A 15,314-nucleotide genomic window follows, 5' to 3' on the forward strand; every position below is an offset into this window, starting at 1 on the left:
ATTCTTGAAAAGAAGCTTATCCGGATGCATGTTCCACAAATTTGCTTTTTGTTCCACGGAGGGTAAAATAAAGGTATGAATAAGAATATTCTTCACGCCATCTTCTTTGATAAAGAACACCATTGGGACTCGCTTGTGAGAATACACAAGAAAAGAATTCGCTCTGTGGTGTTGTCGGAAGTAGATAAGTTCCACTATTGCGGCGATGTGAGGAAAGGATTTCGATTGTTCGTTTGCGAAGGCTGTCATGATGTCAAGCATGTTCCGATTCGCTGCAAGGGAAAGTTTTGCCCGACCTGTGCGGTTGGGGAGAGTCAGCGCTGGAGCGACATGATTGCGGATGACATGTACCACACCATTCACCGGCATATCGTGTTCACGATTGATGAAGGATTGCGGGATTTGTTTCTCCTTCACCGGGAGGAACTGTTGAAGGGATTAATGGATGAGGCAGCAAACGTGGTGAAGGCGTATTTCCGCAAGAAACGCATCACCCCGGGCATCATCGCAGGCCTACATACCTTCGGCTCCCAGTTGGAGTTCAATTCCCATGTGCACATGATTGTGACCATGGGCGGGTTGACAGACGGCGGGAAATGGGTGGATTACGACTACATTCCCTATAAACTCTTGCGAATACATTGGCAGAACGCGGTTCTTAAGCTCCTGCGGCGTACCCTTACTCCGAAGGAGAAGAAGAAAGCCCAGCCCCTGCTGCAAAACGCGTATTCGAAGAATGCGGAAGGCTTTTACGTGAACGCCCCGAAACGGAGCAGGACCAATGTGAAGGCACTGCTGCAATATATCAGCCGATACATGAAACGAGGACCCATCGCGCTCGAACGGATCATCTATTACGATGGTGACACGGTCCTCTTCCGGTATCATGACAAACGCACAAACAAAGAAGCAATCAAGATAATGGGGGCCAAAGAGTTTATCCTTTCGCTGATCCGGCACATCCCGGACAAAGGCTTCAAAACAATCCGCCATTACGGGTTGTACAGCAGACGTATCAAGAAGACCGTCCAAAAGGTGGTCCGTCATCTACAGGAGAAGATGACGAAGTTGCTCATCCGTGCGCGAAAGATGGCCCAACCGAAAAAATGGCGCGAAAGGATAACCGAAACATTCGGAATCGATCCACTCAAATGTTCGAAATGCGGCAACTACTACGAGTTCAAGGGGATTGTTGTGTCCAAAAAAGGACAGCTTACCATCCAATATGCGAACGATTGGGATGCGAGAAGGTATTTACGGGAGGAGATTGAACGGATTGAGTCAGAAAAAGAAAAACACCAGCAGAGAAAAGCAGAAGCGCAAGCTCTTGAAAACCTTCGGTTCGACTGGGAAGGATTACGACAGAGAGCCCAAGGACAAGAGCGTGAGCTATATCTGTCGTCAATGCAGGGCAGTGGAAGAGATTCCACTTGAGGTCGTGGAGCAATTCGATTGGCTGGATGGGGGAGATCCTCATGACCCACCGCGGTTCAGCTGCCAAGTCTGCCAGGGAGAAATGATTCCAGAATATTTCCGAGGTGCCACCGGCGTCCTCTACGACAATCGATATCTCCGAGTTGAAAGTCTCCACTAAAATAAAAAGGCCTCGAGCGTTAGCTCGAGGTTTTCTTACAGTTTAGCGTGATAAAAATCTATACCTTCTTAAGTTGATTTATTAACTTGAGAAGGTATTTTTTTCTGAAAAATGATAATGAAAATCAAAATGTTCATTTCTATCAATTTTGAAGTCAAAAAAATAAAGTACAGCCCAGAAATTTGCTCTGTACTTTAAAAAACTGGTTAAATGAAGATGAAATCGCTCCCTTATTTTTTAGTATTGGTGGAATTAAAAGGTACTTTTCAAACAAAAACTACACATAAAAAATAAAAAAAATAAAAAAAGTATTGAAATGTAATTGCTTTCAGTATATGCTATATCCATAAACGCGCGTTCATGGGATGTTCATCGTATAAAAAAAGGTGGAAATGAGCGTATCGTTTTTCTTTTTAACAAATCATGAACGCGCGTTTATGAGTTTGAATCAAGCTGCAATATAAGAAGGCAAACTGCAAGACCTTCATTTTAAGGAGAAGTGTTATGGGGAAAATAAGTTTAGGAATAGACATAGGAGGGACGTTCATTAAGTATGCATTAATAGACAAGCAACATCGCATCAAAGAGAAGTGGAAAGTCGAAACGGTTAAGTACAATACAGCCGACGAATTTTACGATTATATATGTTCAAATATAAGAAATGTAGATGAAATTGACAAAATCGGTGTAAGCGCACCCGGCCTTATTGATGAAGATTCGAATGTTAAATCCTATGCTGCTCCTAACGTAGCTATAATGTACGGCACAAATATCAATAATGAAATCAACAAAAGGACAAATAAAAAAGTGTCCGCAATCAATGATGCAAAAGCGGCAGGTTTATGTGAGTTTAAAATTGGAAATGCAAAGGGATACAAATCTTCAGCGTTTTTGATTATAGGTACAGGAACAGGCGGATGCATATGCGACGAAAACGGAGTTGTGTATGGAAAAGATTCGTTTGCGGGGGAATTCCATAATATGCCTTTTGTAAACGCTGAGATAGGCGGCCTTGATAAGATGGGTGATTATGCTTCGATAACCGGATTGGTTAATTTATACAATAAAAAAGCTAATCGGGAGGAGCAGGTTCAGTATGGAAATGAGGTTTGCAAGAAGTACCTAAACGGAAATGAATCAGCTGTGTCTTCAGTAGATGAATGGATAGGAAACATAGTGGCTCAATTAATAGTAATCACCGTTTTTTATAATCCTGAAGTGATATGCATCGGTGGAGGAATATCCGAAGAAAACTGGTTCATCAATAAAGTAAGAGAAACGTATAAGAAAACCTGTAGGGAGTATTTAGAAGCGGATTTTATTACTACCGAAATCAATAGATGCAAGCATAATAACGATGCCAACATACTGGGTGCTGTTATAAAAGCTTCTATCTAAAATACACAACAGTTTTGTTTCAAGAAAGAATGTTTGAAAATAAATTTATATTGAAAACGGAGGAGAAGATTCAGTGATATACGAAGAATTAGACAAATTCCAAGATGATTTCCTATGGGGATCGGCATCTGCAGCGTATCAGGTTGAAGGAGCATGGGACAAAGATGGAAAGGGGGAAAGTGTATGGGATGTGTACACCCGCCAACCGGGGACAACATTTAAGAATACAAACGGGAATATCGCGGTCGACCATTACAATAGATACAAAGAAGACGTAGCTTTAATGGCTGAAATGGGATTGAAAGCTTATAGATTCTCAATTGCATGGACACGTATTTATCCCAATGGAAGAAATGAAGTAAATGAAGAAGGCTTAAAATTTTATGAAAACTTGATAGATGAACTTATCGCGAACAATATCCAACCAATCATTACGTTGTACCATTGGGATTTACCTCAACATCTTCAAGATTTGTACGGCGGATGGGAATCAAGAGAAATCATTCATGATTTTAATGAATACTGTGTAACGTTATTCAAGAGATTTGGGAATAAAGTTAAGCACTGGGTATCATTGAATGAACAAAATATATTTGTAACACTAGGTTACGTAACCGCTATGCACCCGCCAGCTGTTAAAGATCAAAAGAGAATGCTTGAGGCGAATCATATAGCGAACTTAGCTAATGCTACCGTAATTGAATCCTTCAAAAAATATGTTCCAGACGGTATGATTGGACCAAGCTTTGCATTTGGACCAGTTTATCCATTCAGTTGCGATCCAAAAGATGTTTTATCCGCAGAAAATGCAGAGGATTTAAATTGCAATTGGTGGCTCGATGTTTATTGCAAAGGTAAATATCCAGTGTTCGCTTTTAAATATTACGAAAGACTTGGAATCGCACCCACTATTGAAGATGGAGATCTTGAATTGTTGGAAAGAGTAAAACCAGATTTTATCGGAATAAATTATTACCAAACAAGCACAGTTGCATTCAATCCGCTTGATGGAGTAGGGCAATCGGAAGGTATCAATAACACAGGTAAAAAAGGCACCGCTAAAGAAAGCGGATTACCCGGAGTTTATAAAAATGCAAAAAATGCACATCTGGAAACAACAAATTGGGACTGGGCAATTGATCCTACTGGTTTAAGAATTGGACTAAGAAGATTGACCAGCAAATATAATCTTCCAATACTTATTACAGAAAACGGGCTTGGAGAATTCGACAAGCTTGAAGAAGACGACACTGTCAATGATGCTCACAGAATCGATTACTTGAGCGCACATATCAAGGCTTGTAAAGAAGCAATAACAGATGGTGTTGATCTTCTAGGCTACTGCACGTGGTCATTTACAGATTTGTTAAGCTGGTTGAATGGTTATCAAAAACGCTATGGATTTGTGTATGTGGACAGAGATGAAAATGATCAAAAAGATTTGAGAAGAATCAAAAAGAACAGCTTCTATTGGTACAAAAATGTTATTCGCACCAATGGAGAAGAGTTATAAGAATCGTTCACAATCAATGAATATGAAAAAACAAGGAGAGATAGACCATGAAAAAAATTTTACTAGTATGTTCAGCAGGAATGTCCACAAGTTTGCTTGTGACCAAAATGAGAAACTCCGCAAAGGAAAAAGGAATTGAAGTAGAAATAGATGCTCTTCCAGTTGCAGAGGCAAGTACGGCCGTTGATAATGTCGATATCGTTCTTTTAGGACCACAAGTGCGTTTCCAGAAAGGGACCGTTGAAAAACTTGTAAAAGGCAGAATTCCCGTAGAAGTGATGGACATGCGGCTGTATGGAATGATGAATGGAAAAGCGATTTTAGAAGATGCTTTACAAAAAATAAACTAGGAAAAGAGGCTAAAAAAAATGAGTTTTATGGACAAATTTCAAAGTGCTATAGAAAGATTGTTAGTGCCTGTAGCTACAAAGTTGAACGCTCAAAGACACATATGCGCAGTAAGAGATGCTTTTATTTTATCATTCCCATTAACGATGGCAGGATCATTGATGGTGTTATTGAATAATGTTTTCTTGTCAGCAGATGGATTCATGTTTAAAATCTTGCAATTCGATAAACTTTTTCCGGGTATTGTTAAATTCCAAGCAGTGTTCGCTCCAGTTGTTAAAGGTTCAGCTGATATTTTCTCGATTCTGATTGTGTTTTTGATAGCCAGAAACCTTGCGAAACTAATGGAAGGCGATGATTTGTTGACAGGTTTGACCGCAATCTCTGTTTATTTCATCATCTATCCTGATTATTTCGATAATGAAGGAGTAAATTATCTAACAAATCAATATATGGGCGCACAAGGGTTGTTTGTAGCAATTTTGGTTGGGCTCTTGGTCGGCGAACTAATGTCTAGATTAGCAAAATCAGATAAGTTAGAAATTAAAATGCCAGAACAAGTACCTTCAGCAGTTGCAAGATCCTTCAAAGTGTTGATCCCGATTATCATCACGACGATTTTATTCTCCGTCCTCAACTACTTTGTAAAAATGGCTGCACCGGGCGGATTACATGAATTAATTTATAACATCATTCAAACACCATTGACCAGAATGAGTCAAAGTTTATTCTCAGTGCTTATTTTAGCATTATTATCTCAATCGCTATGGGCTATGGGAATACACGGACCAAATACGATTGCAGCTATTCGAGATACCATGTTCTCGGAAGCCGGAAACGCAAACCTCTTACATTATGCTGAAAGCGGTACTACATGGGGAGCGCCTTATCCGATAACGTACAGTGGTTTAGCTACTGCTTTCTCTGAATATGGCGGTTCAGGAGCGACATTGGGTCTAATCATTGCTATGTTGATTTTCTCGAAAAATAAGGAATCGAAAAGTATTGCCAAACTTTCTTTGGCACCCGGTTTGTTCAATATAAACGAAATGGTTATCTTTGGTTTACCGATTGTTCTGAATCCGATTTACATTATTCCATTTATTATTGCGCCACTGGTTAACATTATGATTGGTTATACCGCAGTTATGATTCTTAAGATTATGCCGCCGGTAACGATTGGTATTCCTTGGACAACACCAGGACCATTGATGCCTTTCTTGGGTACAGGCGGAAATATCGTCGCACTGTTTGTCGGATTCATCTGTCTTGCGGTGAGTGTATTGATTTACTCGCCGTTTGTAATCGCAGCGAATAAAGCAGCGATTATTGAAGATGAAATGGAGAATGAAATACAGTCACAAGAAGTAGTAGAATCGATTTAAAAAAGCTGCAGTACGCTGAGAACAAACCGAAAGATTCAAGATAGGAGATTTACACATGGAAGGAATTGAATTAACTGCTTTTAGTATAATCAGTAATGTTGGAATGGCCAAATCATTGGCTATTGAAGCATTAAGAGATGCCAGAAAAGGAAAGTACAATGAAGCAGAAAAGAAAATGGCTGAAGCATCGGAATATTTTGTGAAAGGCCATCATGCACATACTTCTTTGATACAAAAAGAAGCTGCTGGCGAAAAAGTTGAACTTTCGTTAATAATCATGCACGCAGAAGATCAATTGATGTCGACGGAGACAACTAAATTATTAATCGAAGAAATGATAGAAATGTTCAAACAGTTAAACAATAAATAAGTGAACATGAAAGAGAAAATATTAGACGAACTAGAATTGCTTGCTTACTTTACAGGCAGAATCTGATGCCAGCAGCAAAACATAGAGCACCCAGGATGAAATATAATCCTGGGTGCCTTATTTTTAGAACAAAACACCGGGGTGGTGGTTTGTTCTGCGGTTGAAGGCATTTGCTGATGGTTTCTGCATGAAAGGTATTGCCAAAAGTCTCCTTTTGCTGGAATCCTGAAGCAGGCAGAGTTTTTCGAAAAACAGAAAAAGATTGAAAAAAATGGACAAATAATATAGTGTTGCAGTATGAACACGAGTTTACGAACGAAAGGAGATGCCTTTATGATGAATAGTACTGAAATTGCAAAAATTGCCGGAGTATCACGCAGTACTGTATCCAGAGTGATAAATAATTATTCAAATGTCTCGGAAGAAACAAGAGAAAAGGTTTTAAGAGTAATTAAGGAACATGAGTATGTGCCACATGCTTCAGCAAGGATGCTTGCAGGAAGCCAAAATAAGGTGATCGGCTTATTTATTATAGACCTGATACATGAAGAAGTTGGACTAAAAAATAGAATTACCAAAAGTCCGTATTATCTAGAATTTACTAGTTCAGTGATAGAAACAGCAAGTGAGATGGATTACCTGGTTCTTGTCCATATTATACATAGCGTCGCAGGCTATGAAAAAATTAAAGAGAGTTTTTATAATAAGACAATTTCTGGTGGGATTTTCATAGGCCAGAATGACGACGATGAATCGATAAAAACAATCATTGATAGAGGGTATAAAGTTGTGCTGCTCGATCAATCAATCAGACCTGAAGATGCCACCTATAACCAGTGCATGATAGTGAATGCGGACAATTACAACGGCGCTTATTGTGCGACAAAATATCTCATAGATAAAAAACATAAACAAATCGCACATATTACAGGCGGTACGGTCAAATTCTCTTCTAAAGACAGGATAAGAGGATACAAAAAAGCATTAGAAGATGCAGGGATAGAAGTAAATAAGAACTTGATTGTAAATAGCGAATTTGTGGAAAATGCTGGATATGAGGCTGCGAAAAAATTATTTAATGGAAATAGTGAGTTTTCGGCTATTTTTGCCAGTAATGATAAGATAGCATTTGGAGCAATCAAAGCTATTCAAGAAAGAGGTCTCAAAGTTCCAGATGACATCTCTGTTATAGGATTTGATGATATTGAATCGTCTAAATATTCTAATCCGCCATTGACTTCTATGAAAATGAAGTTAGGAGAAATGGCTGATATCGCCACAAAGTCGATTGTTGCATCGATTGAAGGTGAAACGAAGCCATCTATAAATGTAGTACCTGTCTCATTAGTGGAAAGGGAGAGTTGTGGGATTTTGCAGTAGCAAAACTTGCTGAATTAGTTGGAGCTGATTATTTGATTATTTTGATTGAGGTAGACAATGTCTGTGTCTATGTCGACTTGAAAAGTAAAGTACAGCGCCCAAAAATGCTCTGTACTTTAAATCTCAGCAAAAACAGGAATATTTCCCAAACATCTCCTTCTTTGAGTAATTATACAAAAATTATGCAGACTTTCTTTTTTCATGATAAGATAATTTAAAAAGTTTTTAAACGATTTCTCCTCCTCTTTTTCTTATATCGGGGGAGCATATTTTTTTGTAGACTAGGGGATTATAAGTTCAGCCATCAATGTCTAGCTCCCAAGTCCTGACCTAGTGAAAAAAAGATAAATTTGCCCCATTGCGCGCTTCGCTGCTCATTCAGGGTCAAATTTCCTATTTTTTCATAGGTCAAGGCGGACTTGTCCGCTTTTCTTAATGCGCCCGCGTGGGTGATAACTTGGTGGTGAAAGTCTACTACAGGATTGGTAGCGAGTACGCGTTAGCGAATGACAATTGTGCCTATTCTATCTTGATTACAGATCAATCCTTTAACGAAAGGTTTTTCATCGGGGTTGTTTTTGGAACTCATTTGATCTAATTTAAATACACGAGGCGGAATCGAACCGCCACAAAGCTCCTAGCCGTGCATTGATGCAGGTGTTTAAATGATCTTTTCTGCATCGTCTGTGGTGATTGGTTCTTCAGCCACGACTGCTGTTTGAGTGAGTGTGTCGTTTAAATTACTGATTTGACGACCCACATTTTTTGTTCCAGCAAATGAGTTGATTAAATTGTTGATGTCTAAGCCTGTTGCGTCTTTAAACGCTTCTTGAGAAGCGGTCAATGTGTTTAAGGCTGTTTTGGTAATAGCTGATGCGCCATTTCCGTTTCCGCTGTCTACAACGGTTATTTTGTCAATGTTACTCAATGGTTCAGCAGCAGCACGAACAATTGCAGGATAAGCTTCAATTAGTAAGGTTGCAATGGCTTCATCACCGTATTGTTTCAAGGCTTCTGCCCATGCAGTCTTACTGTCTGCTTCAGCTTTACCGATTAAACGAATACTTTCAGCTTGAGCCATACCGTTTAATTCGATTTCTTTGGCTCTCGCTTCAGATTCAGCAATGGCTTTATTTTTATCGGCTTCCGCACGTTGCTCAACAGAGTAACGTTCAGCATCAGCTTTCTTACGGACAGTTGCGTCGTATTCACGTTCTTGCTTGATGGTTTCTTTTTCTTGCAATTCGATTTGCTTTTCACGTTCAATAATTTGAGCGTTACCCTCTTCAATGATAACTTGTTTTCTTAATTCAGCTTTCTTTAAGTCATACGCACTTTCAGCTTCGGCTTTAGCGATATTTTGTTCTCTTCCATATTCAGATACGCGCAGACTTTTCACTTTTTCAGCTTGTGCAATCTCTGTTTGGCGTTGCAATTCCGCTTCTTGAGACAGTTGTTCAGCTAATGCTCGTTGAATACGTGTTTCTTTATCCGCATTTGCTGTTTTGATATCTGCATCTCGTTTCACTTCAGCAATACGCCCTTGACCCAATGAATCTAGGTAACCGTTTCTATCCGTTACTTCTTTTACGGTAAAAGATAAAATAACCAATCCCATTTTAGCTAAATCGCCAGATGCTTCATCTTGGACGTTTTGGTTGAATTTATCCCGATTTTGATAAATATCTTCAACAGTCATACGACCTAAAATTGAACGCAAATGACCTTCTAGGACTTCTTTCGCTTCGCTTTCTAATTGTTCCGTTGATTTACCAAGATATTGTTCAGCGGCTGTTGCGATATCTTCTGATGTAGATCCAATTTTAATAATAACGGTTCCGTCAACTGCGACTGGAACACCTTCCTCGGTATACACTTCTGGTGTACGAACGTCTAGTTTAGATGACAGTAATGACAACTTATGAACGGATTGAATGATTGGCCAAACGAATGTCCCGCCTCCGCTAACGATTTTCATTTTATTGCCCGTATTTGGGTCTACATACACGTTCTTACTGCCTAATGCTGTACCACTGATAATTAACGCTTCTGCTGGAGAAGCTGTACGGTAACGACTAACTAATGCTACTAATAAAATGACTGCGATGACAACTGCGCCAACGGTTCCAAATAATGCTGAATCCATGTGTACATTCCTACTTTCTTCTATCTGTTTTTGATGGTGAGGTTATTTTCTTTGTTTCTCATTCCACGTCGGCTTTGGTTTGCCAATGGTTTTAATGCTGTTCGTATAAGGCAGCACATAAAGAATGTTGTCGCTGACGTCCATAACCAATACATTTTCATTTTTTGGAATGTCGGTTATGCCGTCAGTATTTTCGTAGATTTTAGCCATTTTATTGACTCTTGAAAAACCTGTAGAGACGATGACTTCACCTGTTCCATTGAGTGTGATCGGAATGGATACTTTTGCTTCTTTGCCTTCTAATTCGTGGATTGATGTGATATTTGAATTTTCTGCACGACTTTTAAAGGGCAGAATAACGAGAATGTTCATGAGCATAATGACAACCATAATAGCAAAAAAGATACCCACAAACAACCAAATAGATACGGCTGCATGATTGGTTACTAGAACCCCATATGTGATGAAAAAAGCAATCATAGCCGTGACAAATAAATCACTGATGTCGTAAAAACCGATACTGATGATATCTTTTAACGGTAATGTCAAAATGGCTAATGCTATACAGCCTGCAAAAGCAAATTGTAAGTACAGTGGGTCTTCTAAGATAGTGGTTAGCACTTCGTTTTCACCTCCTTTCAGTGATGAGTTATTGTATGATACTTATCGAAGAAAAAACGTACATTCTCAACTCTTTTATTGCTCTAATCAATGACTGCAATAATTGTTTTGTCAGATAGGATACTCTCTCTTGATGGCTTGTTGATTCTGTTTATATTTAGCGTGACTGGATAAATGGTCTACTAATGTAAATAATACCACACTGCATTTGAAGTGTGCGGAATATTTGATAGCAAAGACAAATTTTTAAACGTTTTCATTTATCCCATTACATGAGACAATTCCTACAAATTGGTATAACTCAAAAAGACTTCGATTCCAGCTCAAGAAACTGCAGGGTTTATTATAGTTTCTTAAAACAAAACAACATACGGTACGATACCACGTGTCGTTTTCACATCGTTGTCTTTTGTGATAATAAGAGCTTCGATGCCAGGAATGCTGTCGATATATTGGATGGCCGCAGTGGGACTGAACATAAACAACAGGGTGGTCCATAATTCTCCGTCAATAGATTCGTCCGAAACTATGGTTACGCTGGCCAATTCATTTTCAATCGGGTAGCCTGTTGTTGAATCAAAAATGTGGTGGTATTTTTTTCCGTCTACCTTAAGCGACCGTTCATAAATGCCAGATGTGACCACTGACTTGTCTTTCACCAATACAACTCCTACTAAATCCCCACGAACCGGTGAAGGTTTTTGAATGCCTACACGCCAATAGCCATCTTCGTATTTTGGATTTTCCCCAATCGTCAAAACATTCCCGCCCAAATCCACTAAGCCGCTTTGTACGCCTTCATTTTGAAAAAAACTTTTGAGTTTATCGGCGAAATAGCCCTTTGCTAAGGCACCTAGATCTAGTTCCATTCCCTTTTTTGTTAAGTATACGGTTCTTTTATCTGCATCCAATTTAATGTCAGTTGGATCAATCAGTTTTAATTTTTCTTCAATTTCTTTTTGTTCAGGTACATGCGCGTCCGTAAAACCAATTTTCCATAGTTTAACGAGCGGTCCGATTGTGATGTTTAGAGCAAGATTAGAAGATAAACTATATTTCTTACCGAATTGAATCAAGTCATATAAATCTGAATCGACATGAACGGGCTGTATTCCTGCTTGTTGGTTCACCATCATTAAAGCACTTTTAGAATTGTTCGCGCTGAATCGTGCTTCGTAATCTGCCAACATATGGCTAGCTTTCTCTAATAGGTTTTCTGCCTCCGGATGCACGATGGAAAGGCTAATTCGTGTTCCCATTTGGTTGATAATTTTCTGTTTAATTTTTTTCACCCACCCATCTATAAATTTAAAAATATCGTACGGTGCATATGTTTGCATTTTAACATAATCAGGAAAATATGTGATAATTTCCTATGAAAAAATAAAAAAACTTAATATAGATCAATTTTTTCAAACTTCTTTCTGTTATACTAAGGATGTAAAAATAAATTGTGAAATTAATAACAATATCAGGGAGGTTAATATGAATAATCTTAAAGCGGGAACGTACAAAGGAAGAGCAACTGGGTACCATGATTATATTACCGTGGATGTAACAGTGGATGAAGAAAAAATAGTAAAAATCGATTACTCTGAAAATGAAACACCTAATAAAGGCGGGATAGCTGTAGCGAAAATGGTCGAAGAAATCATTAAACGACAATCAGTAGAAATTGATACAGTGTCTGGTGCGACCTATGCTTCAGAAGGTACTTTGCGAGCTGTGGATTATGCGTTAGGAGTAGCACGAGGAGAACGGGCTCCAATTGACGGTGAATTTAACGAAGATACTGGTACGATTGAGCACCATTTCACATCTGGAACATATAGCGGAAACGGAGATGGGTATAAAGGTGAAATCAATCTGAATGTAACAGTAAGTGAAAATAAGATTGAAAAAATCGAATACCAAGGAAAAGAAACTCCTGATATCGGGGGCAAAGCAATGGAGGACATTATTGCAAGAGTTTTACGCAGTCAATCTTCTCAAATCGACACGATCTCTGGAGCAACCTTTTCTTCACGCGGAGCACAAGAAGCATTGGACTATGCTTTAGGTATAGCTAGAGGCGAGATTGACCCGGAAGCTGAACCAAAGCTAGAAGACTTAGAACCTCGCATTCAATTTAGAGGAGGATCCTTGACAATTGAACAAATTGAAGCTGTTTTGAATACGCTACCAGTTGAAATTACGTTTGTTGGGCCGGATTTGCGCTTTCAATATTTCAATGAAGATCATCATGAGTTTCACCGTTCCCAAGCGAGTTTAGGAAGCCACTTTATTGATTGCCATCCGCCTCATGTGCGCGAATTTGTTGGCAAACTAGCTGGAGAACTGGCAGATGGGACACGCAAGAGCGAAACGCATTGGTTCACACGAAAAGATGACGGTCGTAAAATTTTCATTTCTTATGTTCCTGTTTTTAATCGTAAAGGTGAAAGTATCGGGTTCATGGAATACGTCCAAAATGGAACGCCATTTATTGAGACAATTGATGAGCCGAACCGCCGTGGTGAATTAAGTGATCCAACTGAGCCAAATCCATTTGCTCGCGAAAAATGGAGTTGAAATGACAGAGAGAAGAATTCGTTTATCGTTTAGATGAAGAAAAGGAATGATGCAGATGAAACGCCATTTTTTAATTAGTGTTGGGATTCTTTCTTTTCTTTTAGGTTCAGCAGGCGTACTTCTGCCAGTGCTGCCAACAACACCATTTTTATTGTTATCTGGCTACTGTTTTGCACACAGCTCCAACAAGTTTAATGATTGGCTAAAAAAGACTAAAATATATCAAATATACGTATCAGATTATGCTGAAACGAAATCCATTCCTAAATATAAAAAATGGAAAATACTAATGAATAGTTATATTCTGATGGGTATTTCAATTTTTCTTGCTCCACTTCAACCAGTTAAAGTAATGCTGGTGTTGTTGACACTGGCTTTAACTGTAGTATTATTATTCGTTATTCCGAATCGTAAAGATCATCTTAAAACGAAAGAAGACCAAAAATACATACATTAAATTGCTGGAAAGGACTACCAACATGTCAAATAAATTATTCGAGAAAATGGAACTTAAATCGGGAGCGGTACTGAAAAACCGTATCATGATGGCACCAATGACTATTCAAGCAGCATACTTTGATGGCACGGTCACACAAGAAATGATTGATTATTATGCCCATCGTTCTGGAGAAGCAGGCGCAATTATTGTAGAAAGTTCATTTGTGGAAGATAAAGGACGAGGCTTTGCAGGGGCGTTGGGTAACAATAAAGATTCTCAAGTGAAAGAATTGCGTAGATTGGCTAATGCGATTAAAGAAAAAGGCTCTAAATCTATTTTACAAATTTACCACGCCGGACGGATGGCGGCCCCAGAGCTCAATGGTGGAGCTGCGCCAATCTCAGCTAGTCCTGTGGCAGCGTTGAGACCGGAAGCTGTTACACCGCGACAAATGATGCCAGTGGATATTGATAGGATGATTCAAAGTTTTGCAGATGCTACCAGACGCGCGATTGAAGCTGGATTTGATGGAGTTGAAATTCATGGTGCCAATACATACTTGATTCAACAATTTTTCTCTCCTCATTCTAACCGCCGTGAAGACAAATGGGGCGGCAGCCGAGAAGCACGCGCTAAATTTCCGGAAGCCGTGATGAAAGCTGTGCAAGAAGAAGTCAAGAAACAGCAAGCAGAACATTTCATTGTAGGTTATCGATTCTCTCCGGAAGAAATTGAAGAACCGGGGATTCGATTTGAAGATACAATGTACTTATTGAACCGCTTAGCTAAATTAAAGCCGGATTACTTCCATGTTTCAATGGGCAGTTGGAACCGAACATCAATCATAGATAAAGAAGACAGTCAGCCGCTATTAGAGAAGTATATCGAGCAACAATCGGAAGAGTTAGCTCAAATTGCTCTTATCGGTGTAGGGGGAATTGGTCAACGCAGCGATGCGGAAGCTGCACTTGAAGCGGGCTATGATCTAGTTGCGGTCGGGAAAGCCTTTTTGGTCGAACCGAATTGGGTTGAAAAAACAAAATCTGATGAAGAAATCAAAGACTTTGCGGATATCAACGAACAAGATCGGTTACAGATCCCTGAACCTTTATGGGACGTGATGGATTTCATGATTAAAGATGTGAAAGCAGAAGAAGAAAAATATGAATATTTGAAAGAATTGCAAAATACAAAAATTACTTTCAATCCTGGAACCTATGAAGCTTCTGTTGAAGGTCATGATGGAAGTGATATCTTAATGAAAGTAACCTTCTCGGATACCAAAATTTTAGCAATAGAATTGGACAGACAAGAACAGCTAGATGCTGTTGCAACTTCTGTTTTCAAGCGGTTACCGGAGGAAATTATAACCGGGCAAACGTTGCAAGTGGATGTCATCTCAGGAGCAACGGTGACTTCAAAAAGCCTCATTGATGGAGTGGCAGATGCAGTGGAAAAAGCAAATGGGAATTCTGAAGCCCTGCGTGCACGTTCAAAAGATGCTGTTCAGTGGGAGAGTACAGAAGAAAAATAACTATTTTGATTTAGA

At 39.2% G+C, this 15,314-nt stretch carries 13 protein-coding genes; 10 read left to right on the top strand and 3 right to left on the bottom strand.

Features of this window, described 5'->3' with window-relative positions; all coding sequences use genetic code 11:
• Positions 1-75: 75 nt before the first annotated feature.
• From NST49_RS03365 to NST49_RS03395, 7 genes are all read left to right on the top strand, one after another.
• Positions 76-1,434, top strand: a complete 1,359-nt coding sequence (locus NST49_RS03365) for an IS91 family transposase (protein ID WP_341046520.1) — start codon at positions 76-78, stop codon at positions 1,432-1,434.
• 664 nt (positions 1,435-2,098) lie between these two features.
• The gene (locus NST49_RS03370; RefSeq protein ID WP_002305082.1) at positions 2,099-2,992 is read left to right on the top strand and encodes an ROK family protein; all 894 of its coding nucleotides are present in this window, start codon (positions 2,099-2,101) and stop codon (positions 2,990-2,992) included.
• Positions 2,993-3,065: 73 nt separating this feature from the next.
• A complete protein-coding gene (locus NST49_RS03375) occupies positions 3,066-4,505 on the top strand; it encodes a glycoside hydrolase family 1 protein (RefSeq protein ID WP_126108985.1) in 1,440 nt (479 codons plus the stop codon).
• A 47-nt stretch (positions 4,506-4,552) separates the two neighbouring features.
• Positions 4,553-4,855, top strand: coding sequence for a PTS sugar transporter subunit IIB (locus NST49_RS03380; RefSeq protein WP_002305086.1), 303 nt, complete (start codon positions 4,553-4,555; stop codon positions 4,853-4,855).
• Positions 4,856-4,873: 18 nt separating this feature from the next.
• Positions 4,874-6,238 carry a PTS sugar transporter subunit IIC gene (locus NST49_RS03385; RefSeq protein ID WP_341046993.1) on the top strand — a complete coding sequence of 455 codons (1,365 nt, stop codon included), beginning with the start codon at positions 4,874-4,876 and terminating at the stop codon, positions 6,236-6,238.
• Positions 6,239-6,293: 55 nt separating this feature from the next.
• On the top strand, positions 6,294-6,608 hold the full coding sequence (locus NST49_RS03390) for a PTS lactose/cellobiose transporter subunit IIA (RefSeq protein WP_002305088.1): 315 nt from the start codon (positions 6,294-6,296) through the stop codon (positions 6,606-6,608).
• Positions 6,609-6,941: 333 nt separating this feature from the next.
• Positions 6,942-7,988 (top strand): LacI family DNA-binding transcriptional regulator, encoded by a 1,047-nt coding sequence (locus tag NST49_RS03395; protein WP_341046996.1) that lies wholly within the window; start codon positions 6,942-6,944, stop codon positions 7,986-7,988.
• 661 nt (positions 7,989-8,649) lie between these two features.
• Here NST49_RS03395 and NST49_RS03400 read toward each other — a convergent pair.
• The 3 genes from NST49_RS03400 to NST49_RS03410 form a co-directional block, all read right to left on the bottom strand.
• A complete protein-coding gene (locus NST49_RS03400; RefSeq protein ID WP_341046999.1) occupies positions 8,650-10,134 on the bottom strand; it encodes a flotillin family protein in 1,485 nt (494 codons plus the stop codon).
• 42 nt (positions 10,135-10,176) lie between these two features.
• Complete coding sequence (locus tag NST49_RS03405; RefSeq protein WP_341047002.1) at positions 10,177-10,755, bottom strand: hypothetical protein; 579 nt, start codon at positions 10,753-10,755, stop codon at positions 10,177-10,179.
• A 353-nt stretch (positions 10,756-11,108) separates the two neighbouring features.
• Complete coding sequence (locus tag NST49_RS03410) at positions 11,109-12,014, bottom strand: FAD:protein FMN transferase (protein ID WP_341048657.1); 906 nt, start codon at positions 12,012-12,014, stop codon at positions 11,109-11,111.
• A gap of 226 nt (positions 12,015-12,240) precedes the next feature.
• Here NST49_RS03410 and NST49_RS03415 point away from each other — a divergent pair, with 226 nt between their 5' ends.
• From NST49_RS03415 to NST49_RS03425, 3 genes are read left to right on the top strand one after another with little or no spacing between them, the layout of a single operon-like run.
• Positions 12,241-13,326: an FMN-binding protein gene (locus NST49_RS03415; RefSeq protein ID WP_341047004.1), complete on the top strand. Its 1,086-nt coding sequence runs from the start codon at positions 12,241-12,243 to the stop codon at positions 13,324-13,326.
• A gap of 55 nt (positions 13,327-13,381) precedes the next feature.
• Positions 13,382-13,783, top strand: coding sequence for a YbaN family protein (locus tag NST49_RS03420; protein WP_187948727.1), 402 nt, complete (start codon positions 13,382-13,384; stop codon positions 13,781-13,783).
• A gap of 22 nt (positions 13,784-13,805) precedes the next feature.
• Positions 13,806-15,299, top strand: coding sequence for an oxidoreductase (locus tag NST49_RS03425; RefSeq protein ID WP_341047009.1), 1,494 nt, complete (start codon positions 13,806-13,808; stop codon positions 15,297-15,299).
• The last annotated feature ends 15 nt before the right edge of the window (positions 15,300-15,314 follow it).

This window comes from Carnobacterium sp. FSL W8-0810 (assembly GCF_038007125.1).
In the GTDB taxonomy this organism is placed as follows: domain Bacteria; phylum Bacillota; class Bacilli; order Lactobacillales; family Carnobacteriaceae; genus Carnobacterium_B; species Carnobacterium_B inhibens.